We start from the raw sequence: 25,701 nt of genomic DNA, 5'->3' as shown, positions 1-25,701 counted from the left end.
TAAGCGGCAATTTTTCCAGAGCGCGCCCTAATTCGCCTTCCCGGCCCAAAACAGAAACTTGCTTGGCGCCTCAAGATATACCAATCATTGAGGTAGACAATTAGAACGAAGGTGTTTGGATGATCGACACATTTATCGCCCATTTTGGCGAAATACTGCCCTTCATCCTGATCGGCTTCGGCGCGCAGATTATCGATGGCGCCCTCGGCATGGCCTATGGCGTGATTTCCAGCACCCTGTTGCTGGCCATGGGCGTGCCGCCCAGCCGCGCGTCCGCCAGCGTCCATGCCGCCGAAACCTTCACCACCGGCGTGTCCGCGATCAGCCATATCCTGCACCGCAATGTCGACTGGGGCCTGTTCGCCCGGCTCGTCATTCCCGGCGTGATCGGCGGCGTGGCCGGCGCCTACCTGCTCTCCAATATCGACGGCGCGATCATCAAGCCCTTCGTCCAATTCTATCTGGCAGCGATCGGCATCTACCTGATCTGGCGCGGCTTCCATTTCCCCCCGCACAGCAAGAGCCCGAAATGGGTCGCGCCGCTGGGCCTGGTCGGCGGCTTCATGGATGCGTCGGGCGGCGGCGGCTGGGGTCCGGTCGTGACCTCCAACCTGCTGATCCAGGGATCGAGCCCGCGCCACACCATCGGCACGGTCAACAGCGTCGAATTCATTCTGACCCTGTCGATCAGCCTGACCTTCCTATTCCATCTGGGCTGGGAAAGCTTCACCACCTACACGATCGGCTTGTTGATCGGCGGCGTGGTGGCAGCCCCCTTTGGCGCCATGCTGGCCCGCCATGTCGCGCCAAAGGTGCTGTTCGTGGCCGTGGGCATCATCCTGACCCTGACCTCCGCCTTCGGCATCGCCAAATATCTTGGTTATATCGGATAATTCGCTTATATTCGGATTTCTAATTCAGGAATCCGATAAATGTCGAACTACATGCCCACGCTCAAACAGCTGCAATATCTGGTTGCGCTGAAGGAACATGGCCATTTCGGCAAGGCGGCCGACAGCTGCTATGTGACCCAGTCCACCCTGTCGGCCGGCATCCGCGAACTGGAGTCCCTGATCGGCGTCACGCTGGTCGAGCGGACCCGGCGCGTCGTGCGCTTCACGGCGCTGGGCGATCGCATCGTCGAAAAGGCGCACCGCGTCCTGCGCGAGGCGGAGGAGTTGGCCGCCATCGCCGAGGCATCGGGCAAGCCGCTGACCGGCGAATTGCGGATGAGCGTCATCCCGACGATCGCGCCCTTCCTGCTACCCCGTCTGCTGCCCCGCCTGCGGGCCGACCGGCCGGAATTGAAACTCTATCTACGCGAGGAAACGACCCAGGCGGCGATCGATTCGCTGCGCCATGGCAATGTCGACTGCGTGCTGATGGCGCTGCCCTATCCGACCGGCGAACTGGACAGCGAGATATTGTTCCAGGATCCGCTCTATGTCGCCTTCCCGCGCGACGATCCGACCAATCCGCCGGACTGGATCAAGCCGGACATGATCGACGAGAACAAGCTGCTGCTGCTGGAAGACGGGCATTGCCTGAAGGACCATGCGCTGGCGGCCTGCAATCGCCCCGACCTGCGCGCCAGCGCGACGATGATGGGCACCTCGCTCCACACGCTGATCCAGATGGTCGACAATGGCCTGGGCGTCACCATGTTGCCGGAAATGGCGCTGGCCGGCGGCATATTGGAACATACCAATATCACCGCGCGCCCGCTGCAGTCCGATCATGCCTGGCGCGATATTGCCCTGGTCTGGCGCAAGAACAGCCCACGCGAAAAGGAATTCCATCTGCTCGCCGAGATATTGCGCGACGCAGCGGACCATCCCGCGATCCGCGCCAACGCCGCCTGATCGATCAGCGATCCCAGCCCTGCGCCTTGGCCTCATCCTCGGCGCGAGGCGCGACCCAGGCGCCTGCGCCATCGGCATAATGCGCCTTCTTCCAGAAAGGCGCGCGCGATTTCAGCCAGTCGATCAGGAAGGCGCAGCTTTCCAGCGCCGCCGCGCGATGCCGTGATGCCGTGCCGACGAACACGATCCGCTCGCCCGGCAGCAACCGACCATGGCGATGGATGATCGACAGCCCCAGCAGCGGCCAGCGCGCCATCGCCTCATCCGCGATCCGTTCGGCCTGGCGCTGCGTCATCGCCGGATAATGTTCCAGTTCCAGCGCCACCAGCCCCTCTTCGCCGCGGACGATACCGGTGAAACTGGCCACCCCGCCGCCGCCCAGCGCTTCGAGCGCGGCAAGTTCGGCCGAAACATCGAAATCATCCGCCTGGATGGCGACCCGCTTCATCCACCCGTGACCGGCGGGAACAGCGCCAGTTCCCGCGCCGTGCCGATTGCCTGATCGAAACCGACAAATTGCTGGTCCAGCGCCGCGCGCAAGCGATCGGGATCGGCCAGCGCCTCGGCATAGCCACCACCCTGTGCCGCCAGTCGCGCCACCAGTTCCGCTATGGTCTCATCCGGCGAGGCCAGTTCGACCCGCTCCTCATCGCGGCCAATGGCTTCGCGCACCCAGGCAAAATAGACGAGGGTCACAGCCGCCATGCCGGTCAGTCCATATGCTTGATGCCGACGCGCAGATAATCCCAGCCGGTAATCAGCGTCAGGATCGCGGCGGCCCACAGGGTCAGGATGCCCACGCTCTGCACGAAGGGAAATTGCGGCACGGCACCAGCCAGGATCAAGGCGCCCAGCGCGATCAACTGGAACGTGGTTTTCCACTTGGCGAGGCGCGACACCGGGACCGACACCTGAAGGCCGGCCAGAAATTCCCGCAGCCCCGACACGGCGATCTCGCGCAGCAGGATGATCATCGCGGCCGCGATATGGATGCCGGCGATGTCGCGCGTTGCGGCGAGCATCAGGATGACCGCGCCGACCATGATCTTGTCCGCGATCGGATCAAGGAACACGCCGAGCTTCGACACCGTGCCCTGCGCACGGGCGAGGTAGCCGTCGAAATAGTCGGTGATGCCCATCAGGCAGTAGAGACCGAAGGCAAGGCCATAGCCCGTGGTCCAGCGCGCGCCCATCTCGCCGGGCCACAACAGGGCCACCAGCAAGGGCACGGTGATGATGCGCGAAAGCGTCAGCAAATTGGGCAGCGTCAGCATCAGGGCGACCTGCCACAGTCCCGCATCGGGCACAAGCGAAGGCCGCAAGAAGTGAACAGGAAATTGGACAGGCCCGCCTGCAGCGGCTAGACCGCCCCCCGGTCGTCCACAGCGAAAAGCCAAACGCACTCATGCAAGCCTCACTCAGGCTCCTCAAAAAGCGCCGTTTTCTGCCGCTTTTCATCACCCAGCTTCTCGGCGCCTTCAACGATAACCTGTTCAAGAACGCCATGGTGCTGTTCGTGGTGTATCAGGTCTATAATGACGAGCGGTCCGAAACCTGGTTCAGTGCGCTGGCCACCGGAATCTTCATCATCCCCTTCTTCCTACTGTCCGCCCTGTCGGGCCAATTGGCCGACCAGCGCGACAAGGCCGTCATCATCCGCTGGGTGAAGGCAGCCGAAATCGTCATCATGACGGTCGGCGCGACCGGCCTGGCGCTGATCTGGAGCGGCATTGCCGTCCATATCCTGGCGATCCCACTGCTGCTCGCCGCGCTGTTCGCGATGGGCATCCACTCCACCTTCTTCGGCCCGATCAAATATGCGATCCTGCCCCAACATCTGCATGATGACGAGGTTCTGGGCGGCACCGGGCTGGTGGAAGCCGGCACCTATATCGCGATCCTGGCCGGCACCATCCTCGCCGGCATCATCCCGATCGAGGCCGCGGCCATCGGCGTGGTGGTGACCGCCTTCATTGGCTATTTTGCCAGCCGGGCCGTGCCCCCTGCCCCATCGCTGCTCTCCAAGCAGCCGATCGACTTCCACGTCATCCGATCCTCGGTCGCGCTGGTGCGGGGCACGATGCATATTCCGCGCCTCTATCTGGCGATCATGTCGATCAGCTTCTTCTGGGCCGTGGGATCGGTGCTGTTCATCCAGTTCCCGCCGCTGGTGAAGAATGTCCTGACCGCCGACAAGTCGGTTGCCAGCCTGTTCCTGGCGATCTTCTCGATCGGCATCGCGATCGGATCGATCGCGATCAACCGGCTGCTCGCCGGCCATGTCTCGGCCAAATATGCGCCCGCGTCAGTGATCGGCATGGGCTGCTGCATCATCGCCTTCCATGTCGTGTGCGACCTGTGGACGCCCGCGCCCGGCGGCCAGATGCTGCCGCTCGCCGGCTTCCTCGCCCATCCCATGGCGATCCCGCTGTCGCTCTGCCTGCTCGGCGTGGCGACCTTTGGCGGCATGTTCGTGGTGCCGCTCTACGCCTTCCTCACGACCACTGTCGAGAAGTGCGAAGCGGCGCGCACCGTGGCGGCCAACAATATCGTCAATTCCGGCGCCATGGTGGTCGGATCGCTGATCGCGATCGGCCTGACCCTGGCCGGCCTGGAGGTGGTCTATCAGCTGCTGCTGGTGGCGGCGATGTGCCTGCCCTGCGCCTGGCTGGCCTGGCGGCTGCACAAGGCCTGTGACGGCCCGGCCTGCAGCAGCGAGCTTTAGAAGATGAAGCTGTAGAACGCCGTGAAGAAGGCCGAGAAGCTCAGCACGAACAGCTTCCAGTCATTATCGTCGGAGACGGCCACATCGCGGCGGCGACGCGCCTGCGACGACGCATCGTCCGTCAGCTGGAAGATGTGACGGGGCAGCCGCTGCCGAAAGGGGTGCCGGGCGGCTTCGTTGGTGAGGACGAGGACTCGGTTTCTCATAAGGATTGGTTAACGCGATATTTACCATTAGTTCCATGGCAAATTTCGTAAAATCCGGGATGTCCCGTCGCGGGACAGACTTGACCGTATCAACAACATAATACAGCATGGCCGTGCCGATGACCGAATTGCCCAACCCCACCCCTACCGGCACGCCTGCCCCGGCCGCTGACGAAGCGCGCCCGTTCGGCGCCGGGCCGCCTAGCGCCTTTGCCCCGCCCACCCCGTGGAAGCGGCGGCTGCAGATTTTCGGCTGGATCGTGGCGGCAGGGCTCGCCCTGTTGATGCTGATCATCGCCTGGCTGGCGGTGACGGCGCCGATGTCGCGTTCGCTCCAGCCCATTGCCCCGCCCAGCATCAGCCTGATGTCGGCCGATGGCCATCTAGTCGCGCGGCGCGGCGCCATCATCGACAAGCCGGTGGAGGTGGCCAAGCTGCCCGCCCATGTGCCCCAGGCCTTCATGGCGATCGAGGATCGTCGATTCTATGACCATTGGGGTGTCGATCCGCGCGGCATCGCCCGCGCCATGTGGCACAATGTCTGGTCCGATGGATCGTCGCAGGGCGGCAGCACCATCACCCAGCAGCTGGCCAAGGGCGTATTCCTGTCGAGCGACCGGACCATGGGCCGCAAGGCGCGCGAAGCGCTGATCGCCTTCTGGCTGGAGGCCTGGCTGACCAAGGACCAGATCCTCGAGCGCTATCTCTCGAACGTCTATTTCGGCGACAATGTCTATGGCCTGCGCGCCGCCTCGCTCCATTATTTCGATCGCCAGCCCGAACGGCTGACCATATCCCAGGCCGCGATGCTGGCCGGCCTGCTGAAGGCGCCCTCGCGCCTCGCGCCGACCAGCAATCTGAAGGGCGCGCGCGCCCGCGCCGCGCTGGTGACGCAGGCGATGGTCGAGGCCGGCTATATCAGCAAGGCCCAGCGCGATCAGCTCGCCCCGGCCCGCCTTGATGTGCGCGAGTCGCCGGATGCCACCAGCGGCACCTATTTTGCCGATTGGGTGCTGCCGGAGGCGCGCGACCGCGCCGGCGCCGTCTATGGCGCGCAGGAGGTGAAGACGACGCTCGACTGGCGCATCCAGCGCCTCGCCGAAGCCGCGATCCGGCGCGCGCCGCTGGGCGGGGCACAGGTGGCGCTGGTGGCGATGAAGCCCGACGGCAGCGTCGTCGCCATGATCGGCGGCAAGAATTACGAGAAGAGCAGCTTCAACCGCGCCGTGCAGGCGAAGCGCCAGCCCGGCTCCACCTTCAAGCTGTTCGTCTATCTCGCCGCGTTCCGCGCCGGCATGACGCCCGACGACATGATCGAGGATACGCCGATCACCACCGGCACCTATCGCCCGGCCAATCATGGCGGCAAATATCGCGGCCGCATCACGTTGCGCCAGGCCTTTGCCGCGTCGAGCAATGTGGCAGCCGTGCGCCTGACCCAGAAGGTCGGCGTCGACAATGTCATCAAGGTTGCCCGCGATCTGGGCGTTACCGCGCCGCTGACCGAGGATCTCAGCCTCGCGCTCGGCACGTCGGAAATCCCGCTGGTGGAGCTGGCCGAGGCCTATGCGTCGGTGGCAGCCGGCGCCTATCCGGTGCTCGCCCATGGCCTGCCCCCCGAGGAACAGGGCTGGTTCGACCGCCTCATGAAGCGCCAGCGCCATTTCAGCGACGATCAGCTCGAAATGATCCGCGACCTCCTGTCGTCCGCCGCCAATCGCGGCACCGGTAGCGCCGCGGCGCTGCGCACCAGCACCTTCGGCAAGACCGGCACGACCCAGGATAGTCGCGACGCGATTTTCGTCGGCTATGCCGGCGGCCTGGTGACGGCGGTGTGGATCGGCAATGACGACAATGCCCCGCTGCCCGGCGGCGCGGCCGGCGGCGGCGTACCAGCACGTATTTGGCGCAATTTCATGGCCGGCGCCATCAACGAGCCGGTCGAGAAGGTGCCCGAGGAAGAGCAGGATCCCGACCTGGTCAACGCCATCGCCAATGTCAGCGTCGAAACCGGCATCGGCAATGTCGGCGTCGGCATGGATCAGGGCGGAATGACCGTCACCATCGATGGCAACCAGCTTCGCATTCCGTCCGACCAGCCCTTGCCGCTGCCGCCACAGGGCGTGCCCCCACCGCGGATCGCGCCGACCCAGCCCCAGGAAAATGAACCGCCGCAGCCATGACGGCGATTCCGATACCCCGCATTTCATGGCTCCGCACCCGCGCGAACAGGCCGTAAAATTGCGTATATTATGTAATCACACCTAGTCTTAACCTACTGACAAATCTCCATTTCCCCTGCCCGTCCGATCGATGATATAGTGCGATTCCCTTCCACTTCAGAGGTCACACGATGAATGGAGCATTTGGCCGGGAAGACCATTCGACGCAGAAGGCGCTGGCGGCCCGCTGGACCATAGCCGCCGAGGCCATGGAGGCTCTGGCCGGCGCGCGGTCCCTGGATGCAGTTGTCAGCGTCCTGCGCGCCTTCGCCCGCCGCGCAGTGGGCGCAGACGGGATCGCGGTCGTGCTGCGCGACGGCGACAAATGCCATTATATCGCCGAGGACGCCAAGGCACCTTTATGGGCCGGGCAACGCTTCCCGGCGGAAACCTGTGTGTCCGGCTGGGCGATGCTGAACCAGGAAACCGCGGTGATCGCCGATATATTCGACGATGTTCGGGTGCCGGTGGACGCCTATAGCCAGACCTTCGTCCGCAGCATGATCATGGTGCCGATCGGTCGGGTCGACCCGATCGCCGCCGTGGGCGCCTATTGGTCCGAGCCGGCGATGCCGACCGACAACGAGATTTCGCTGCTCGAAGCGCTAGCGCGGGCCGCATCCACTGCACTCGAAAATGGCCGGCTCTTCGGCGCCCTCGAGTCTCTGAACGATCATCTGGACCAGCGCGTGCGCGAGCGCACGAGCGAACTGGAAAGCGCGCAGGACAAGCTGCGACAGATCCAGAAGATGGACGTGCTGGGCCAGTTGACCGGGCATGTCGCGCACGACTTCAACAATCTGCTGACACCGATCATCGGCGGACTGGACCAGATCATCGCCGGCGGCCGATCCCCCGAAGCGATCGCCCGCACCGCTAATATCGCGATGCAGGCGGCGGAAACCGCGCAGACGCTGGTCAAACGGCTGCTGGCCTTCGGCCGTCGCCAACCCTTGCAACCGACATCGGTCAATCTTTCCGAGACGCTGGAGAATATGCAGACCCTGCTGGTCAGCACGGTCGGCCCGCAGATCATTCTCCATGTCGATGCCGCGCCGGATGTGCCCCCGGTGCGCGCGGATCGACATCAACTGGAACTGGCCATTCTCAACCTGGTGGTCAACGCGCGCGACGCCATGCCGAACGGCGGGCAGGTCATCATTTCCGCCGAACGATGCAAGAGCCGCCTCCCCGTGCCACTGATACCCGGCCAATTTGTCTGCCTGCGCATCACCGACACCGGCATCGGCATGACCCCGGCGGTCAAGGCGTCCGCGACCGAGCCCTTCTTCACGACCAAGCCGGTCGGCCATGGCACCGGCCTTGGCCTGTCAATGGCCCATGGTCTGGCCGGCCAGTTGGGCGGTGCGCTGGAAATCGTCAGCGAAGTGGGCCAGGGCACGGAAATCCAGCTCTGGTTGCCGATCGAGAAGCAGAAGCCGGTGGCCGTTGTGGCGGATGGCGATGGCGGCGAGATCGCAGCAACGCAAGGCAAGGTGCTGCTGATCGACGACAATGCCCTGGTCCGCCATGGCACGCGGGAAATGCTGACCGACCTTGGCTATGACGTGGTCGACATCGACAATGCCGAACTGGGGCTTAGCATGATCGCCGCCGATTTCCGGCCTGACATCGTCGTCACCGACCATATCATGCCCGGCATGACCGGCGCCGAACTGGCGCTGCGGTTGCGCGTCGACCATCCCGAGATCGCGCTGCTCATCATATCGGGCTATGAAGGCGTCGACCTGATCGCCCCGGATATTCCGCGCCTTTCCAAGCCCTTCCGCCGCCAGCATCTTCAGGCCAGCATCGCAGCAGCGCAGGCCCAGACCGTAGGGCGCGCCTAGAGCGCCTGCCCGGCCGCCCAGCCGCTGGCCCAGGCCCATTGGAAATTATAGCCGCCGAGCCAGCCAGTGACATCGACCGCCTCGCCAATGGCGTAGAGGCCCGGCACCTTGGCGGCTTCCATCGTCCGCGACGACAGGCCAGCGGTGGCGATTCCGCCGACCGTGACCTCCGCCTTGGCATAGCCTTCGGTGCCGGACGGGATGAAGGACCAGCCCGCCAGCCGCTCGCCAATCTGGCGCAGGGTCTTGTCGGGCAGATTGCCAAGGTCACCCTGCGTGCCGATCCGTTCGAGCAGGGCATCGGCCATGCGCTCGGGGAAGCGCTCGACCAGCACGCGCCGCAAGCCGGTGCGCGGACGATTGCGCTTTTCGGCCAGCAACCAGTCCACGCCGAGATCGGGCAGGAAATTGACGTGGATCGGCGTGCGATGTTCCCAATAGGAGGAAATCTGCAGCATCGCCGGGCCGGAGAGGCCCCGATGGGTGAAGAGCGCCGCCTCGCGGAACCGGGTCTTGTTCCAGCGCACCTCCACCTCCGCCGAGACGCCCGACAGCGACTGGAACAGCGCGTCATCCGGCCCCAAGGTGAAGGGCACCAGCGCCGGCCGGGGCTGCACCACCTTGAGATCGAACTGGCGCGCGACCTCATAGGCGAAGCCCGTAGCACCCAATTTCGGGATGGACGGGCCACCGGTCGCCAGCACCAAAGACGGCGCCGACAGGATGCGATCGCCCAGCTTGACGCGAAACAGGCCATCGCCATGGCTGATATCCGTCACCGGCTGGCCCAGCGCCATGGTCACGCCGCCGGCCGCGCACTCCTCTGCCAGCATGGCCACGACCTGCTTCGCCGATCCGTCGCAGAAGAGTTGCCCCAGCGTCTTTTCATGCCAGGCGATGCCATAGCGGCCGATCAGGGTAAGGAAATCCTGCGGCGTGTAGCGGCCCAGCGCCGATTTGGCGAAATGGGGATTGGCCGACAGATAGCGATCGGCAGCGGTATAGATGTTGGTGAAATTGCAGCGGCCGCCACCCGAAATCAGGATCTTCTTGCCCGGCGCATCGGCATGGTCGGCCAGCAGCACCCGGCGGCCGCGCTGGCCGGCGGTCGCCGCGCACATCATGCCGGCCGCGCCGGCGCCCAGGATTATCGCGTCATAATCGCCCATCACCGCCCCCGCTTCATCCGCACGATCGCCTCGTCCAGCGCGGACAGGAAGCGGGATCGATCGGCCTTGGAGAAAGGCGGCGGCCCGCCGACCGGATCGCCCACGGCGCCGGCGCGCAGGTCCGCCATGATCGCCCGCACAGCAATCGCGCTACCGATCGAGGCGCTGGTGAAAGGCTTGCCATTGGGCGCGATCACCCCGGCCCCGGCCTTGAGGCAACGGTCGGCGAGCAGGATGTCGGCGGTGATGCAGAGCGTATCGGCACCGGCGCGTTCGGCGATCCAGTCATCGGCGGCGTCGAACCCGTCGCTCACCACCACGCGGTCGATCAACTCATGCGCCGGAATGCGGATCGGGCTGTTGCTGACGATGGTGACCGGCACGCCATGGCGGAAGGCAACCTTGTAGATTTCCTCCTTCACCGGGCAGGCGTCGGCATCGACCAATATGTGCATCGCCGCGCTGTCCTTTCGTTCCGGCCGTTCGCGGCGGCGATAGGCGGACAGGGACCAACGTGCAATGGGCCGGGATATTAGCCCCGGCCCATCCGTAATTAGCGCCCGACGATTTCGAGCAGATGCGGCGGGTAGCGCTCGCCCTCGACCGGGATGGCGTCGGCCGCTGCGCGGATCCGGGTGAGGTCGGCATCACTCAGTTCGACCTTGGCCGCGCCCAGATTTTCCTCCAGCCGGTGCAGCTTGGTGGTGCCGGGGATCGGCACGATCCAGGGCTTCTGCGCCAGCAGCCAGGCGATCGCGATCTGTGCAGGGGTCGCCCCCTTCTCGGCCGCAATGCCCTTGAGGAGATCGACCAGCGCCAGATTCTTCTCCCGCGCCTCGGCGGCGAAGCGCGGCAGGCTGTTGCGGAAATCGCCCTCGGCCAGCGCAGTATCCTTGCCGATCGCGCCGGTCAGGAAGCCCTTGCCGAGCGGGCTGTAGGGCACGAAGCCGATGCCCAGTTCCTCGCAGGTTTCAAGGATGCCGTTGGTTTCCGGGCCACGGGTCCAGAGCGAATATTCATTCTGGAGTGCGGCGACCGGCTGCACCGCATGGGCGCGGCGGACCGTCGCAGCCGACGGCTCGGACAGGCCGAAACGCCTGACCTTGCCCTCGGCGATCAGGTCCTTGACGGCTCCCGCCACATCCTCGATCGGCACGGCCGGATCGACGCGATGCTGGTAGAAAAGATCGATCACCTCGACACCCAGCCGCTTGAGCGAGGCGTCCGCCACCGCGCGGATATTGTCCGGCCGGCTGTTGAGCGCGCCAAGACCGGCGCCGATGTCGAAGCCGAATTTGGTGGCGATCACCACCTGGTCGCGCACCGGCGCCAGCGCGGCGCCGACCATTTCCTCGTTGGTATAGGGGCCATAGACCTCCGCGGTGTCGAAGAAGGTGACACCGAAGTCGACAGCTGCGCGGATCAGCTTGATCCCTTCATCCTGGCTGACGGCTGTGCCATAGCCGAAATTGAGGCCCATGCAGCCCAGGCCAATGGCCGAAACCTCCAGCCCGCTCTTGCCCAAAAGTCGCTTTTCCATAGCGGTCACTCCGATTTGATGTCCGAACGGAAGATAGGCTGTCGCCAAGCGGGGGATTAGATCATAAAAGCGGCAAGACTTTATATCCGGAGTTCATGAATGCGGCGCGAAGAGCTGGTCGACCTCAACGCCTTCCTGATGGTCGCCGACACCGGCAATTTCACCCGAGCGGCCGCGCTGCTCGGCACGTCGCAGTCCGCGCTCAGCCATACCATAAGGCGGCTGGAAACGCGCCTGGGCGTCCGCCTGCTCACCCGCACCACCCGCAGCGTCTCCCTGACCGAGGCCGGCGATCGCCTGTCCGCCACGCTACGCCCGGCACTCGACAGCATCGCGACCGAACTGGCTTCGCTCGGTGACCTGCGCGAACGACCGGCCGGCACCATCCGCATCACCGCCGCCGAACATGCCAGCAACACGGTCGTCTGGCCAGCATTGCAACGGCTGCTGCCGCGCTATCCCGACATCCATGTCGAATTGAGCATCGATTCCGGTTTCGTCGACATCGTCAAGGAGCGGTTCGATGCCGGCGTGCGGCTGGGCGAAGCGATCGCCAAGGATATGGTGGCCGTCCGGATCGGCCCGGACCTGCGCATGATCGTCGTCGGCGCGCCCGCCTATTTCGCCAGCCGCCCGGTGCCACGCACGCCGCAGGATCTGGCCGCTCATGACTGCATCAATCTGCGCCTGCGCAGCGCCGGCGGCCTTTACGCCTGGGAACTGGAAAAGGACGGCCATGAAATCCGGGTGCGGGTGGAGGGGCAACTGGCGTTCAACAGCATCGAGATGATCCGCCGCGCCGCCCTCGCCGGCTTCGGCCTCGCCTTCGTGATGGAGGATCAGGTGCGCGCGGATATCGACGAAGGCCGGCTGATCCCGGTGCTGGAGGACTGGTGCCCGCCCTTTGCCGGCTATCATCTCTATTATCCCAGCCGCCGCCAGCCGGCCGCTGCGTTCAGCATCTTGGTCGACGCGCTGCGCTATCGCGGCCCCTAGGGGCGATCGACATTCAGATGATGACGTGACGAAAATGGTGGTTTTCCGTAATCCGGAGCGCAGCGTACTTAAAGTACGTGAGCACCGGAAGTGCGGAAGGCCGCCATTTGCAGGCCGTCAGGGCTGAATGTCGATTGACCCTAGGCCATTTTGCCGCCTTCTCCCGCAGGCATAACTGTCCTACATGGAGGGATAATGAGCGCATCCCTCTACAATAACGACATTCTTCGCCTCGCGGCGAGCATCCCGCACCACCAGCGGCTGGCCGATCCGCAGGCCAGCGTGGAGAAGCGGTCACCGACCTGCGGCTCGCGCATCACCGCCGATGTCCGCATGGCCGACGGCAGGCTCGCCGAAATGGGCCTGGACGTGAAGGCCTGCGCCCTGGGCCAGGCCTCCGCCGCGCTGATGGCGGCGCAGGCGATCGGCCTCACTGCGGACGAACTGGCAGAGGCACGCGACAAGCTGGCCGCCTATCTGTCGGGCGAGAGCGAGGATCTCGATTTCTGGCCCGGCCTTGCGGTGCTGGCGCCGGCCCGCGGCTATCCCGCGCGCCATCCCTCGATCCGGCTCGGTTTCGAAGCGATCGCCGAAGCCGCGCGGATGGCGGACGCCTGATGCCGGTCACCGAAACCGCCATGTCGGCCACCGACGTCCTCCTGTCCGAAGGCGTGATCCTGCTCGGCGTCGCCGTGGCCTTCGTCCTGCTGTTCCGCCGCTTCGGCCTGGGCGCGGTGCTGGGCTATCTCGTCGCCGGCGCGCTGGTCGGCCCGCAAGGGCTGGGTCTCGTCGGCGGCGCGGAATCGAAGCTGGCCATTGCCGAAATCGGCATCGTCCTGCTGCTCTTTCTCGTCGGGCTCGAACTCCATCCCGCGCGCCTGTGGCGACTGAAGCGCGACATCTTCGCGCTTGGCCTGGCGCAGGTCGTGCTGTGCGGCCTCGCCCTCATCGCCATCATCTTCTACTCGACCGGCTTCACCTGGGGCGCCGCGATCGCGCTTGGCCTGCCGCTCGCCCTCTCCTCAACCGCGCAGGTGCTGCCCAGCCTCAAGAGCAGCGGCCGCATCAACTCGCCCTTTGGTGAGAAGGTCTTCTCGATCCTGCTGTTCCAGGATCTCTCGATCGTCCCGCTGATCACCATCGTCGCCGCCCTGTCCCGCAATCCGGCAGATGCTGGCGGCCCGCCCGGATGGGTGCTGGCCGGCTATACCGTCGCCGCGATCGCCGGGCTGGTGCTGGCCGGCCGCTTCATCCTGCGACCGTTGCTCAACCTGGTCGGCCGGCAGGGCGAGCGCGAACTGTTCGTCGCGGTCGGCCTGTTCACCGTGCTGGCGGCCGCATCGGTGATGCACAGCCTGCACCTCTCGACCGCGCTTGGCGCCTTCGTCGCCGGCGTGATGCTGGCCGACTCGCCCTATCGCCACGAGATCGAGTCCGACGTGGAGCCGTTCCGCTCCATCCTGCTCGGCCTCTTCTTCCTCGCCGTCGGCATGGTGCTGGACCTGCGCGCCGTCGCCGCCAATCCCCTGTTCGTCATCGGCATGGCGGCGATGCTGGTGGCCGCCAAGACCGCGATCATCGCCCTGCTCGCCCGGCTGTTCGGCATGGCCTGGCAACAGGCATTGAGCGCCGGCCTGCTACTCTCCCAAGGCGGTGAATTCGGCTTCGTCCTCTTCGCCCAGGCGCAAAATGCCTATCTGATCGCGCCGCAGGCGGCGAGCCTGTTCAGCGCGATCGTCACCTTCTCCATGGCGACCACGCCCTTCCTGATGCTGTTTGCTCGCCGCTTCGAATTTGCCCAGCCCAAGGATCGCGACGACCTGCCGGGGCCGGAGGATGCGCCGCGCGGCAGCGCCATCATCGTGGGCTATGGCCGGTTCGGCCAGACCGTGGCCCAGATGCTTATGGGCCATGGCTTCGGCGTGGTGCTGATCGACAAGAAGCCTGCCCAGATCGAGGTGTCGAGCCGCTTCGACATGAAGGTCTATTATGGCGACGGCACGCGGATCGACCTGCTCCGCCGCGCCGGTGCCGACGAAGCCCGGCTGATCGCCTTCTGCATCGACGATCCTTCGCTGGATGGCCGTGTGCTGCAGCCCATTGCCGAAGCCTTCCCCCAGGCCGCGCTGATGGCGCGCGTGTTCGATCGTCGCCAGATCCTGGCGATGCAGGATATCGAACTGGCCGGCGTGGTGCGGGAAGTGTTCGAGTCGGCCATCTGCATGGGCGTCCAAGCGATGCAGACGCTGGGCGTGCCGCCGGAAGAGGTCGAGGAAGTCGAACGCCAGTATCGCGAGAATGACGGCCAGCGCCTTGCCCTGCAGATCGAGCATGGCAATCTGCTGGCGGCCAAGGATCTGATGTACCGCCCCGGCCGGGGCATGCGCCTGCGCGCGCGCGGAGATGGAGAAGAAGCATGATCGCCATTCTGGCCGCCCTGTCGGCAGCGCTTGCCATTGCTGCCGGTGCCTTTGGCGCCCATGGCGCCGCCAGCCCGCAGGCGGCGGAGTGGCTGCGCACCGGGGGCCTCTATCAGCTGATCCATGCCGTCGCCGTCCTGACGATCATGGGCATCACGCGCGGCGGCGCCCTGTTGCTGCTGATCGGCGCGGCGTTCTTTGCCGTCAGCCTCTATGCCATGGCGCTGGGCTGCCCGCGCTGGCTGGGCGCGGTGACACCGATCGGCGGCGCGATGATGATCGGCGGCTGGCTTTGGGCGGCTTTTGCCTATTGGCAGCGCGGCTGAGCCAGCCACTTGCCGCCGCAGGTGGACACGCCTAGATAATCGCCATGGCAGATCATTCGCACCATCATCATCAGGAACCCACCGGCAAGAAGCTGGCCGACGCGGCGCAAGCCACGCTGGAGGCGAAGGATGAGCAGTGGACGCCGATGCGTGCCGCCATCTTCGACGCGCTGGCGGCCGAAGAAAAACCGGCATCGGCCTATGATATCGCCGACACCGTGTCCAAGGCGCGCGGCAAGCGGGTCGCGCCCAACAGCGTCTACCGCATCCTCGACCTGTTCGTGGCGAACAATATCGCGATGCGGGTGGAAAGCGCGAACGCCTATATCGCCAACGCCCATCCCGGTTGCCATCATGACTGTATCTTCCTGGTCTGCGACAACTGCGGCCAGGTGACGCATATCGACAATGATCCCATCACCGGATCGCTGCGGTCGGTGGCGGAAAAGGCCGGCTTCGCGCCGGTGCGTCCGGTGATCGAGGTGCGTGGCACCTGCAGCGCCTGCCACTGACGGGCGGTTCATGACCATCATCGAATGGGTCGCAGCGGCGCTCGGCCTGATCAATGTCGTGCTGGTGGCGCGCCGTTCGCTGTGGAACTATCCGTTCGGCATCGCCATGGTCGCGCTCTATTTCTTCGTCTTCTTCGAGGCGAAGCTCTACAGCGACGCGCTGCTGCAAATCTTCTTCCTGGTGATCAACGCCTATGGCTGGTGGAACTGGGTGCATAGCGAGAAGGTCGCCGACGGCGGCATAGCGGTGGCGCGCCTTAGCGTTCCGGCCCGCCTCGCCTGGATCGCGGGCACGGCGCTCGCCAGCCTGGCCTGGGGCATGGGCATGGCCCGCTTCACCGATGCCGCCGCGCCCTTTGCCGACGCCATGATCGCCGGCATGAGCGTCGCCGCGCAGATATTGCAGTCACAGCGCAAGGTCGAAAGCTGGGTGCTGTGGGTGGCGGTCGACGCCCTTGCCACCGGCCTGTTCTGGAGCCGCGGCCTGATCGCGACGTCGATCCTCTACGCCATCTTCTTCTTCATCGCGCTATGGGGCCTGATCGCCTGGCGCCGCACGATGCACCAGGCGCCGGCATGACCCGCGGCTTCCTGCTCGGCAAGTTCATGCCGCCCCATGCCGGCCATCAGATGCTGATCGACAGTGCGCGGGCGATCGTGGACGAACTCACCATCCTGGTCTGCTGGTTGCCGGGCGATCCGATCCCTGGTCCACTGCGGCTGCAATGGATGCGCGAACTGGCGCCGGGATGCCGGGTCATCGGCCATGACGCCGTCGTGCCGCAGGCGCCTGAAGACTCCGCCGACTTCTGGCCGATCTGGCGCGCCATCGTGGCGCAGGCCCATCCCGAGCCGATCGACCTGCTATTCGCCGGCGAAGCCTATGGGCTGCGGCTCGCGCAGGAGGTCGGCGGCCGCTTCGTGCCGCTGGGTGCCCGCATATTGGGCGCGGACCAGGACGGACTGGGCGGCCTGTCCGCCAGCGCCGTGCGTGCCGAACCCTGGGGCCAGTGGCGCTGGATCGCGCCACCGGTCCGCGCGCATTTCACCCGGACGATCGTGCTGCATGGCGTCGAAAGCACCGGCAAGTCGGTGCTGGCCGAACGCCTCGCCCGGCATTTCGACACGATCTGGGTGCCCGAATATGGCCGTGCCCAGGCCGAAGTTCACAGTGTCGATATGGACGAGGCCGACCTGCTGCTGATCGGTGCCGCCCAGTCCGCGACGATTGCCGCCGGCCGGCGGCTGGCGAACCGTCGCCTGTTTGCCGACACCGACGCGCTGATGACGGCGGCCTGGGCCGAGATGATGATCGGCCATGCGCCCGACGCGCTGCTCGCTTACCCGAAGGCCGACCTCTATCTGCTGCTGGAACCCGATGTCGCCTGGATCGACGATGGCACGCGTATCTATGGCGACGATCCGGTGCGGGCGCGATTTGCCGATATCAGCCGGAACGTGCTGATCGACAGCGGCGTTAACTGGGCTTCGGTCGGCGGGGATTGGGACAGCCGTTTCACCCGCGCCGTTTCCCTGATTGAAGATTTGGCGCCCCCCTACATGACGTCAGGGTTCGACTTGGCGCAGGAAAGCGAGTAGGCAGTTCCCCATGTCCAATCCGTCCACGCCGTTGCTCGACACCGTCAATATCCCCGCCGACCTGCGCAAGCTGCAGCCCGACCAGCTCCGCCAGCTGGCCGATGAGCTGCGCGCCGAAACCATCGCCGCCGTCGGCGTGACCGGCGGCCATCTGGGGTCGGGCCTGGGTGTCGTGGAACTGACCACCGCCATCCATTATGTGTTCGACACGCCCAACGACAAGCTGGTCTGGGACGTGGGCCATCAATGCTATCCGCACAAGATATTGACCGGCCGGCGCGATCGCATCCGCACGCTGCGCCAGGGCGGCGGCCTCAGTGGCTTCACCAAGCGCGCCGAATCCGAATATGACCCGTTCGGCGCGGCGCACAGCTCTACCTCGATCAGCGCGGCGCTCGGCTTTGCCGTCGCCAACAAGATGCAGGACAAGCCGGGCAAGGGCATCGCCGTGATCGGCGACGGCGCCATGTCGGCCGGCATGGCCTATGAGGCGATGAACAATGCGCGCGAGGCGGGCAACCGGCTGGTCGTCATCCTCAACGACAATGACATGTCGATCGCGCCGCCGGTCGGCGGCCTGTCCGCCTATCTCGCCCGGCTGGTGTCGAGCCGCGAATTTCTGGGCCTGCGCGACATGGCCAAGAAGCTGGCGCGCAAGCTGCCCCGCCCGCTGCACAAGGCGGCCAAGAAGACCGACGAATTCGCGCGCGGCATGGCGACCGGCGGCACCCTGTTCGAGGAACTGGGCTTCTATTATGTCGGCCCGATCGACGGCCATAATCTCGAACATCTAATCCCGGTGCTGGAAAATGTCCGCGATGCGGCCGAAGGGCCGTGCCTGATCCATGTCGTGACCCAGAAGGGCAAGGGCTATGGCCCGGCCGAAGCGGCCGCCGACAAATATCATGGCGTGCAGAAGTTCGACGTCATCACCGGCACCCAGGCCAAGGCCCCTCCGGGTCCGCCCAGCTACACCAATGTCTTCGCCCAGGCGCTGATCGCCGAGGCCGAGCGCGATCCGCGCGTCTGCGCGATCACCGCCGCCATGCCGTCGGGGACGGGCCTCGACAAGTTCGAGCTGGCCTTCCCCGACCGCATCTTCGACGTCGGCATCGCCGAACAGCATGCCGTCACCTTCGCCGCCGGCCTCGCGGCAGAGGGCATGCGCCCCTTCTGCGCCATTTACTCCACCTTCCTGCAGCGCGCCTATGACCAGGTGGTGCATGATGTCGCGATCCAGAATCTGCCCGTGCGCTTCGCCATCGATCGCGCAGGCCTGGTCGGCGCGGACGGCTCCACCCATGCCGGCAGCTTCGACGTCACCTATCTCGCCAGCCTGCCCAATTTCGTCGTGATGGCCGCGGCCGACGAAGCGGAACTGACGCACATGGTCCATACCTGCGCCGTGCATGACAGCGGGCCGATCGCGGTCCGCTACCCGCGCGGCAACGGCACCGGCGTCGCCATGCCGGAAATTCCCGAAGCGCTGGAGATCGGCAAGGGCCGCGTCGTGCGCGAAGGGCGCCAGGTCGCGATCCTGTCGCTCGGCACCCGGCTGGAAGAAGCGATGAAGGCCGCCGACACGCTGGAGGCCAAGGGCCTGTCGGCATCCGTCGTCGACCTGCGCTTCGCCAAGCCGCTGGACGAGGCGTTGATCCGCCGGATGCTGACCACCCATGAGGTGGCGGTGACGATCGAGGAAGGGGCGATCGGCGGCCTTGGCGCCCATGTCCTCACACTGGCGAGCGACCTTGGCCTGACCGACAACGGCCTCAAGATCCGCACCATGCGCCTGCCCGACATCTTCCAGGATCAGGACAAGCCCGAACAGCAATATGCCGACGCGCGGCTGGATGCCGATGCGATCGTCGACACGGTGCTGACGGCGCTGCGCCACAACAGCGCCGGCGTGGAGGAAGCGCGGGCCTGAAGGTCCGCGCTGGACCTCCTCTTCCAACTGCCCTAGCCTGCCTTCCGCTGGACCATGTCCGGGAGAAGGCGGTTGGGCAGAGCATTGCCGGGTCGACATCATCGCTGGCTGCTGCTCCTGCCGCTGCTCGCCGCCTGTTCGCAGAAACCGGCGGTGGAGCCGCCGCCGCGCGCCAATGATCCGGTGCCGGCGACCAGCGCATCTTCGATCATCAGCGTTCCGGTGGAAATCGACCGCGCCCTGATTGCCCAGGCGATCGAACGCGCCATGCCGCGACAGCTTTGGCGGATCGACCGGCCAGGCACGCGCTGCGTCCAGCCCAAGCGGGTCAAATTGTTCGGCAAACAGATCAAGGTGACGCCGCCGATCGACTGCCATATCATCGGCGAAGTCACGCGCGGGCCGATCCGCCTGCGCGGCAATGGGCGCGACCTGATCGCTGACATTCCGATCCATGCCCAGGTGAGCGCGCGTGACATTGCAGGCCTGCTGAAAGGCGAAACCGCCACCGGCGACGCCATGGCCCATGGCCGGATTCAGCTCGGCATCGATGACCAGTGGCGCCCTCACGGCACGCTGAAGCTCAGCTATGACTGGACCCAGACGCCCGGCATCGATTTCCTCGGCCAGCGCATCACCTTCGCCGACAAGGTCGACCGCAAGATCGCGCCGATTCTGCGCGACCTCGAACGACAATTGCCGCGCGAACTGGCCAAGCTCGACCTGCGCAGCAAGATCGAACGGCTGTGGCGCGCGGCCTTTACCAGCCTTTCGCTCAACGACCATGATCCGCCGGTATGGATGCGCATCACGCCGCAACGCTTCCTGTTCGACGGCTATAGCAACAGCGGCGCCCAACTGCGCTTCCGGCTGGGGATAGAGGCGCTGACCGAAACCGTGGTCGGCGATCGGCCGGTCGATCCGCAGCCAACCGGACTGCCACCGCCCGCGCGTGCGCCGATCGACGAGGCGCTGCATTTCTTCCTGCCGGTGCGGGCCGATTATGCGCAGCTGGAGCCGGTGATCCTGCGCGCCCTGCACAAGCGCGCCGCGCGCCCGTTTGAGCTGCCCAAGCTGGGCCCCATCATCGCACGCTTCGACACGCTGACCGCCTATGGCACGACAGGCAACCGCATTGCGGTGGGCGTCACGCTCGCGGCGCGTCCGGCAAGCGGCAAGCTGGGCGATACCCATGGCACCGTCTGGCTGACCGCCCGCCCGGTCAACCAGCCCAATTCGGCATTGGTCCATTTCGAGGATCTGCAGGTGACCGGCAGCAGCGACGGGATCGGCGGCGACATCCTGATCGCGCTGGCGGGAAGCCCTGCCTTTTCCAGCGTCATCGCCGACGCCCTCAGCCAGAATTTCACCCATGATCTGGAGGAGTTGAAGGGCAAGATCCGGCGGGCCATCGGCGAACGCAAAACCCCGCATTTCCGTATCAGCGCGCGGTTAGACGATGCCGAAATCGGCGAGATCAGTGCCCATGGCCAGGGCCTGTATCTGCCGGTGCGGGCAACCGGACGGGCCGCGATCCGCTACGCCGGAGGGCCATTGTAAAGCAACCATATAGTTGCACATCCCTGCCATGAGGCGCATATAGGCAATCAGGAGGTTGCCTATCATGACCGACAGCATCATCAAGACGATCGACATCGCCGCGCCGGTAGAACGGGTATGGGACGCCCTGACCGACCATGCGCAATTCGGCACCTGGTTTCGCGTCGCGCTGGACCAGCCCTTTGCCATCGGCCAGCCCTCGACCGGGCATATGACCTATCCGGGCTATGAGGATTATCGCTGGGAAGCGCGGGTCGTGGCGATCGAGCCGATGACCCGTTTTGCCTATGAATGGCCTGCGACCGGCGGCGACAAGGCGCTGATGGAGAGCGGCGTGCCGGTCCCCGAATGGACGCTGGTGGAGTTCGTCCTGGAACCGATCGACGGCGGCACGCGCCTGACCGTCACCGAAAGCGGGTTCGATGCGGTGCCCGAACCACGCCGGACCAATGTCATGCGCGACAATGATGGCGGCTGGGCGGAACAGGTGAAGAATATCCGCGACCATGTCACCGGCTGAGATTTTCGCCGCACTGGGCGATCCCACGCGCCTGGGGCTCATCGCGCGGTTGGGCGACGGCAATGGCCGGTCGATCGTGCAACTGGGCGAAGGCCTGCCGATCAGCCGTCAGGCGGTGGCCAAGCATCTGGATGTGCTGCACGGCGCCGGACTGGTGCGCAGACGCAAGCAAGGGCGGGAAGTGCATTTCGCGCTGCGCCGGGAGGCGGTTGCGGCGGCGCAGGACTGGCTCGGCCGGGTCGGCGCGCAATGGGATGGCACGCTCGCCCGGCTCAAGGCCTTTGCGGAAGAGGACGATCAGGCGCCCCCTTCCTCCTAGATTATTGCTGCGGCGGGGTCGTCTGCGTGCCGGTGGCGGCGCGGGCGTCCTGGCCGTCGCCTTCCGGCGCAGCGATGATGTCGCGGGTGGTGGCGCCCTTGTCGACCACTTCGGTGCCGGGATCACCCGCCTGCGAGCGGATGCCGGCGGCGGCCGTGCCACGGCCGGCCGAGTTCAGCGCCGCGCTTTCCGCTGCGCTGCGCGGGGCCGGACCGCCGAACAGCGCTTCCTGCGCGGCGCGGCTCGAATCGACCGTGGCGGCAGCCGGGGTGCCCGGCGCGGGCGGGACCAGCGCGAAATCGGGCGGCACGACCAGCGGCGCCTGGCGCGTCACAGCGAACTCGTCGGGACGGCCACGATTGAGCAGGCCGTTACCACCGCCGCCGCACGCCGACAGGGTTGCAACAAGGCCGGCGGCGAGGATCAGTTTACGCATTACTTCAGGGTCTCCGTCTTTGCGCCCTTCTCGCGCAGCAGCAGCGCCCGCGCAAGCAGGATCAGCACGCCGAACGTGATGGCCGCGTCGGCCAGGTTGAAAATCAGGAAGGGGCGCCATTCGCCGAAATGCAGGTCGGCATAGTCGACGACATAGCCCAGCCGCATCCGGTCAACGATATTGCCGATTGCGCCGCCCAGCACCAGGCCGAGCGCCGCGACGTCCGACCGCGCCTTTTCGCGCCACATCCACACGCCCACGAAGCCGGCGATCAACATGGTCATGCCGACCAGCATCCAGCGCATCGTATCATTGTCGGCATGGAAGAAGCCCATCGAGACGCCGCGATTTTCCAGCCAGCGCAGGCGGAAGAAGGGCAGTATCTCGATCCCCGCATCCGCCCGGCTCTGCAGCGCGAGCGGATAGGTGACGGTATATTTGACCAGCTGGTCGAGCGCGAGGGTGACGATCGCGACCGTCAGCCCCAGCGGGCGATGGTTGATGGCACTCATGCCTTCAACACCTCGTCACAGCGGTGGCACAGCGTGCCATCTTCCTCGACCTCGGGCAGCAGGCGCCAGCAGCGGCCGCACTTGTGCCACTCGCTGGGCTTGACGATGATGCCGTCGCCCACGCCCATCTCGATCCGGGCGACGATGGCGATTTCGGCGAAGTTCACACCGTCGCTGGGCAGCATTTCGCCCATGGTGACGTCGGCCTCCAGGCTGGAGCGGATCACCTTCTCGCGGCGGAAGGGTTCGATCGCCTCGTTCACCTGCTCGCGCTGGTCGCGCAGCTCCGCCCACTTGTCGTTCAGATGCTGGTTGATCCAGCGATGGTCGACCTCCGGCCATTCCAGGAAATGGACGCTATCCTCGTCACTTGGGAAGCGGCTCTGCCATACTTCCTCAGCGGTGAAGGGGATGATCGGCGCGACATAGCGGACCAGCGCATGGAACAAAGTGTCGAGCAAGGTGCGATAGGCGCGGCGCTTGGGGTCCGACTTCGCATCGCAATAGAGGCAGTCCTTGCGGATGTCGAAGAAGAAGGCGCTGAGGTCGCTGTTCGCGAAATCGAAGATCGCGCGGGTGTAGCGGCTGAATTCCAGCCAATTCTCGCTCTTCGCCGCCTTGTCGACCACCGCGCGCAGTTCCGCGTCGAGCTGGGCCAGGCGATGGAGCATGTAGCGCTCCAGCTCCGGCATCTCGGCGTAGGACACCGCCTCGCTCTCATCATAGTCGGACAGGGCGCCGAGCATGTAGCGGAAGGTGTTGCGCAGCTTGCGATAGGCGTCGGACGAACCGGCCAGCACTTCCTTGCCGATGCGGACGTCATCGAAATAGTCGGTGCTGGCGACCCAGACGCGCAGGATATCGGCGCCGCTTTCGGCCATGATCTTGAGCGGATCGACGACATTGCCAAGGCTCTTGGACATTTTCTTGCCCGAGCCGTCGAGCGCGAAGCCATGGGTCAGCACTGCCTTGTAGGGTGCCTGACCGCGGGTGCCGCAGCTTTCCAGCAGCGAGGACTGGAACCAGCCACGATGCTGGTCCGACCCTTCGATATAGAGATCGGCGCGCGTGCCCTCGCCATAACGGCCCTCGACCACGAAACTGTGGGTCGAGCCGCTGTCGAACCAGACGTCGAGAATGTCGTTCACGACCTCATAGTCATTGAGGTCATAATCGGGGCCGAGCAGCGCCTGATGATCGGCGCCGAACCAGGCATCCGCACCGGCGCCCCTGAACGCCTCGATGATGCGGGCATTGACTGCTTTATCAACGAGATAATCGCCAGTCTTGCGATGAACATAGAGCGCGATCGGCACACCCCAGGCGCGCTGGCGGCTGATCACCCAGTCGGGGCGCCCTTCCACCATCGAACGGATGCGGTTGGTCGAACGCTCAGGCACCCAGCGCGTATGCTCGATCGCGTCGAGCGCGATCTCGCGCAGGGTCGGGCCGTTGCCGGTGACGATCGGGGTCGGCATCACGCCGCCATCGACATCGGCCACCACGCCTTCCTGCGGCTTGTCCATCGGGATGAACCATTGCGGGGTGCAGCGGAAGATGATCTTCGCCTTGGAGCGCCAGCTATGCGGATAGCTGTGCTTGAAATCGTCCGATGCGGCGAGCAGCGCGCCCGCTTCGCGCAGATCGGTGCAGATCGGGCCATCCTTGCCGACGAACTTGGGGTTGATGACCGACCCCTGCCCGCCCAGCCACAGCCAGTCGGCGCGATACTTCCCATCACCCTCAACCGCGAAGACGGGGTTCAGGCCGTTCGCCTTGCACAGCGCAAAGTCGTCCTCGCCATGGTCGGGCGCCATGTGGACGAGGCCGGTGCCCGCATCGGTCGTGACGAAATCGCCCGCGAGGAACGGGCGCGGCTTCGCGAAGAAGCCGCCGAGCGCGTGCATCGGGTGACGAGCAACGGCGCCGGCGAGGTCCGAGCCTTTGCCAGCCCAGACGACAGTCCAACCAGTCCCTTCCGAGAGCCATGGAGTGGAGCCTGCTCGACCAGCGAAATCATTCCAAAGCTCTGCAGCAGTCAGAATGACACGTCCGCCCGCGCGCATAGCAACGTAGTCGATCTCCGGCCCATAGGCCAAAGCCTGGTTCACCGGGATCGTCCAGGGCGTGGTGGTCCAGATCACCGCATAGGCGCCGACCAGTTCGGGCGCGTTCGGCGCTTCGACGATCTCGAACGCCACGTCGATCTGGGTCGACTTCACATCCTCATATTCCACTTCCGCCTCGGCCAGCGCGGTCTTTTCGACCGGGGACCACATGACGGGCTTGGCGCCGCGATAAAGCTGGCCGCTTTCCGCGAACTTCAGCAGTTCGCCGACGATCGTCGCCTCGGCATCGAACTTCATGGTCAGATAGGGATCGGCCCAGTCGCCCATCACGCCCAGACGCTTGAACTGCTCCTTCTGCACATCCACCCATTTGTCGGCATAGGCGCGGCACTGGGCGCGGAACTCGGACGCGGGCACCTCGTCCTTGTTCATCTTCTTCTTGCGATATTCCTCCTCGATCTTCCATTCGATCGGAAGGCCGTGACAGTCCCAGCCGGGGACATAGGGCGCATCCTTGCCCAGCAGCGACTGGCTGCGGACGATGATGTCCTTGAGCACCTTGTTCATCGCATGGCCCATATGGATGTCGCCATTGGCGTAGGGCGGGCCATCATGCAGGATGAAGCGTTCGCGCCCGGCGCGCTTCTCACGCAGCTTGCCGTAAAGGTCCATCGCCGCCCAGCGCGCGGCAATCGCCGGTTCCTTCTGCGCGAGGCCGGCCTTCATCGGGAAGTCGGTGACGGGAAGGAAGACGGTGCTTTTGTAATCGGGCTGGTCGGTCATCGAATGTCCGTGCAAGTTTATGAATCCGTTCGCCCTGAGCGAAGTCGAAGGGCCGGCCCGAGGGAAGCGAGGGCTCTAACCGGGCCTCGGCTCCGCTCGGCCGCGTGTCTCGACTTCGCTCGACACGAACGGGAAAAGTGGAAGC

At 65.4% G+C, this 25,701-nt stretch carries 26 protein-coding genes; 16 read left to right on the top strand and 10 right to left on the bottom strand.

Features of this window, described 5'->3' with window-relative positions:
• Positions 1 to 119: 119 nt before the first annotated feature.
• Together AC0KVN_RS07280 and AC0KVN_RS07275 are read left to right on the top strand one after the other, a co-directional pair.
• Complete coding sequence (locus AC0KVN_RS07280) at positions 120 to 893, top strand: sulfite exporter TauE/SafE family protein (RefSeq protein WP_004212403.1); 774 nt, start codon at positions 120 to 122, stop codon at positions 891 to 893.
• A 39-nt stretch (positions 894 to 932) separates the two neighbouring features.
• Positions 933 to 1,862: a hydrogen peroxide-inducible genes activator gene (locus tag AC0KVN_RS07275; protein WP_004212401.1), complete on the top strand. Its 930-nt coding sequence runs from the start codon at positions 933 to 935 to the stop codon at positions 1,860 to 1,862.
• Between the two features lie 4 nt (positions 1,863 to 1,866).
• Here the strand turns inward: AC0KVN_RS07275 and AC0KVN_RS07270 are convergent, their stop codons facing one another.
• Genes AC0KVN_RS07270 through pgsA form a run of 3 tightly spaced genes read right to left on the bottom strand, consistent with a single transcriptional unit; the run spans position 1,867 to position 3,136 of the window.
• The gene (locus AC0KVN_RS07270; RefSeq protein WP_435566524.1) at positions 1,867 to 2,310 is read right to left on the bottom strand and encodes a molybdenum cofactor biosynthesis protein MoaE; all 444 of its coding nucleotides are present in this window, start codon (positions 2,308 to 2,310) and stop codon (positions 1,867 to 1,869) included.
• A complete protein-coding gene (gene moaD, locus AC0KVN_RS07265) occupies positions 2,307 to 2,567 on the bottom strand; it encodes a molybdopterin converting factor subunit 1 (protein ID WP_037521486.1) in 261 nt (86 codons plus the stop codon). The genes AC0KVN_RS07270 and moaD overlap by 4 nt, the downstream gene beginning before the upstream one ends.
• Before the next feature lie 5 nt (positions 2,568 to 2,572).
• On the bottom strand, positions 2,573 to 3,136 hold the full coding sequence (gene pgsA, locus AC0KVN_RS07260; protein WP_435566628.1) for a CDP-diacylglycerol--glycerol-3-phosphate 3-phosphatidyltransferase: 564 nt from the start codon (positions 3,134 to 3,136) through the stop codon (positions 2,573 to 2,575).
• Between the two features lie 131 nt (positions 3,137 to 3,267).
• On the opposite strand from pgsA, the gene AC0KVN_RS07255 reads away from it, so the two are divergent.
• Positions 3,268 to 4,587: an MFS transporter gene (locus AC0KVN_RS07255; protein ID WP_435566523.1), complete on the top strand. Its 1,320-nt coding sequence runs from the start codon at positions 3,268 to 3,270 to the stop codon at positions 4,585 to 4,587.
• On the opposite strand, the gene AC0KVN_RS07250 is transcribed toward AC0KVN_RS07255, so the two are convergent.
• Positions 4,584 to 4,793, bottom strand: a complete 210-nt coding sequence (locus AC0KVN_RS07250; protein ID WP_004212393.1) for a hypothetical protein — start codon at positions 4,791 to 4,793, stop codon at positions 4,584 to 4,586. The two genes, AC0KVN_RS07255 and AC0KVN_RS07250, sit on opposite strands and share 4 nt — an antisense overlap.
• A 107-nt stretch (positions 4,794 to 4,900) precedes the next feature.
• Between AC0KVN_RS07250 and AC0KVN_RS07245 the strand changes: the two genes are divergently transcribed.
• A complete protein-coding gene (locus AC0KVN_RS07245) occupies positions 4,901 to 6,976 on the top strand; it encodes a transglycosylase domain-containing protein (protein ID WP_435566522.1) in 2,076 nt (691 codons plus the stop codon).
• Positions 6,977 to 7,146: 170 nt separating this feature from the next.
• On the top strand, positions 7,147 to 8,865 hold the full coding sequence (locus tag AC0KVN_RS07240; protein WP_435566521.1) for an ATP-binding protein: 1,719 nt from the start codon (positions 7,147 to 7,149) through the stop codon (positions 8,863 to 8,865).
• Here AC0KVN_RS07240 and AC0KVN_RS07235 read toward each other — a convergent pair.
• The 3 genes from AC0KVN_RS07235 to AC0KVN_RS07225 all read right to left on the bottom strand — a co-directional run bounded on the left by AC0KVN_RS07235 (position 8,862) and on the right by AC0KVN_RS07225 (position 11,574).
• A complete protein-coding gene (locus tag AC0KVN_RS07235; protein WP_435566520.1) occupies positions 8,862 to 10,034 on the bottom strand; it encodes a BaiN/RdsA family NAD(P)/FAD-dependent oxidoreductase in 1,173 nt (390 codons plus the stop codon). The two genes, AC0KVN_RS07240 and AC0KVN_RS07235, sit on opposite strands and share 4 nt — an antisense overlap.
• The gene (locus tag AC0KVN_RS07230; RefSeq protein ID WP_010339058.1) at positions 10,034 to 10,489 is read right to left on the bottom strand and encodes a YaiI/YqxD family protein; all 456 of its coding nucleotides are present in this window, start codon (positions 10,487 to 10,489) and stop codon (positions 10,034 to 10,036) included. The genes AC0KVN_RS07235 and AC0KVN_RS07230 overlap by 1 nt, the downstream gene beginning before the upstream one ends.
• Before the next feature lie 98 nt (positions 10,490 to 10,587).
• Positions 10,588 to 11,574 carry an aldo/keto reductase gene (locus AC0KVN_RS07225; protein ID WP_435566519.1) on the bottom strand — a complete coding sequence of 329 codons (987 nt, stop codon included), beginning with the start codon at positions 11,572 to 11,574 and terminating at the stop codon, positions 10,588 to 10,590.
• A gap of 99 nt (positions 11,575 to 11,673) precedes the next feature.
• Here AC0KVN_RS07225 and AC0KVN_RS07220 point away from each other — a divergent pair, with 99 nt between their 5' ends.
• The 11 genes from AC0KVN_RS07220 (at position 11,674) to AC0KVN_RS07170 (ending at position 21,756) form a co-directional block, all read left to right on the top strand.
• Positions 11,674 to 12,570 (top strand): LysR family transcriptional regulator, encoded by an 897-nt coding sequence (locus tag AC0KVN_RS07220; protein ID WP_004212385.1) that lies wholly within the window; start codon positions 11,674 to 11,676, stop codon positions 12,568 to 12,570.
• Positions 12,571 to 12,765: 195 nt separating this feature from the next.
• Entirely contained in the window at positions 12,766 to 13,188 is a 423-nt protein-coding gene (locus AC0KVN_RS07215; RefSeq protein ID WP_017499237.1) for an iron-sulfur cluster assembly scaffold protein, read from the top strand.
• A complete protein-coding gene (locus AC0KVN_RS07210; RefSeq protein ID WP_214864231.1) occupies positions 13,188 to 14,990 on the top strand; it encodes a cation:proton antiporter domain-containing protein in 1,803 nt (600 codons plus the stop codon). The genes AC0KVN_RS07215 and AC0KVN_RS07210 overlap by 1 nt, the downstream gene beginning before the upstream one ends.
• Positions 14,987 to 15,316: a DUF423 domain-containing protein gene (locus AC0KVN_RS07205; RefSeq protein WP_435566518.1), complete on the top strand. Its 330-nt coding sequence runs from the start codon at positions 14,987 to 14,989 to the stop codon at positions 15,314 to 15,316. The genes AC0KVN_RS07210 and AC0KVN_RS07205 overlap by 4 nt, the downstream gene beginning before the upstream one ends.
• Positions 15,317 to 15,360: 44 nt before the next feature.
• Complete coding sequence (locus tag AC0KVN_RS07200; RefSeq protein WP_004212378.1) at positions 15,361 to 15,828, top strand: Fur family transcriptional regulator; 468 nt, start codon at positions 15,361 to 15,363, stop codon at positions 15,826 to 15,828.
• 10 nt (positions 15,829 to 15,838) lie between these two features.
• Complete coding sequence (gene pnuC, locus AC0KVN_RS07195; protein WP_435566517.1) at positions 15,839 to 16,408, top strand: nicotinamide riboside transporter PnuC; 570 nt, start codon at positions 15,839 to 15,841, stop codon at positions 16,406 to 16,408.
• The gene (locus AC0KVN_RS07190; protein ID WP_435566516.1) at positions 16,405 to 17,427 is read left to right on the top strand and encodes an AAA family ATPase; all 1,023 of its coding nucleotides are present in this window, start codon (positions 16,405 to 16,407) and stop codon (positions 17,425 to 17,427) included. The genes pnuC and AC0KVN_RS07190 overlap by 4 nt, the downstream gene beginning before the upstream one ends.
• A 10-nt stretch (positions 17,428 to 17,437) precedes the next feature.
• Complete coding sequence (dxs, locus tag AC0KVN_RS07185) at positions 17,438 to 19,357, top strand: 1-deoxy-D-xylulose-5-phosphate synthase (RefSeq protein ID WP_435566515.1); 1,920 nt, start codon at positions 17,438 to 17,440, stop codon at positions 19,355 to 19,357.
• A 72-nt stretch (positions 19,358 to 19,429) separates the two neighbouring features.
• Entirely contained in the window at positions 19,430 to 20,917 is a 1,488-nt protein-coding gene (locus AC0KVN_RS07180) for a DUF4403 family protein (RefSeq protein ID WP_483656037.1), read from the top strand.
• Between the two features lie 64 nt (positions 20,918 to 20,981).
• The gene (locus tag AC0KVN_RS07175; protein WP_161733912.1) at positions 20,982 to 21,437 is read left to right on the top strand and encodes an SRPBCC family protein; all 456 of its coding nucleotides are present in this window, start codon (positions 20,982 to 20,984) and stop codon (positions 21,435 to 21,437) included.
• Positions 21,424 to 21,756, top strand: a complete 333-nt coding sequence (locus AC0KVN_RS07170; protein WP_435566513.1) for an ArsR/SmtB family transcription factor — start codon at positions 21,424 to 21,426, stop codon at positions 21,754 to 21,756. Before AC0KVN_RS07175 ends, AC0KVN_RS07170 begins: the two co-directional genes overlap by 14 nt.
• A gap of 1 nt (position 21,757) precedes the next feature.
• On the opposite strand, the gene AC0KVN_RS07165 is transcribed toward AC0KVN_RS07170, so the two are convergent.
• From AC0KVN_RS07165 to ileS, 3 genes are read right to left on the bottom strand one after another with little or no spacing between them, the layout of a single operon-like run.
• Positions 21,758 to 22,192, bottom strand: coding sequence for a DUF3035 domain-containing protein (locus tag AC0KVN_RS07165; RefSeq protein ID WP_284110677.1), 435 nt, complete (start codon positions 22,190 to 22,192; stop codon positions 21,758 to 21,760).
• Positions 22,192 to 22,704 carry a signal peptidase II gene (gene lspA, locus AC0KVN_RS07160; protein ID WP_004212370.1) on the bottom strand — a complete coding sequence of 171 codons (513 nt, stop codon included), beginning with the start codon at positions 22,702 to 22,704 and terminating at the stop codon, positions 22,192 to 22,194. The genes AC0KVN_RS07165 and lspA overlap by 1 nt, the downstream gene beginning before the upstream one ends.
• Positions 22,701 to 25,556: an isoleucine--tRNA ligase gene (gene ileS / locus AC0KVN_RS07155; protein ID WP_435566512.1), complete on the bottom strand. Its 2,856-nt coding sequence runs from the start codon at positions 25,554 to 25,556 to the stop codon at positions 22,701 to 22,703. Before ileS ends, lspA begins: the two co-directional genes overlap by 4 nt.
• Positions 25,557 to 25,701 lie beyond the last annotated feature (145 nt).

It is taken from the genome of Sphingobium sp. SG1, from assembly GCF_057063145.1.
This window is presented reverse-complemented; position numbering and strand designations above follow the sequence as displayed.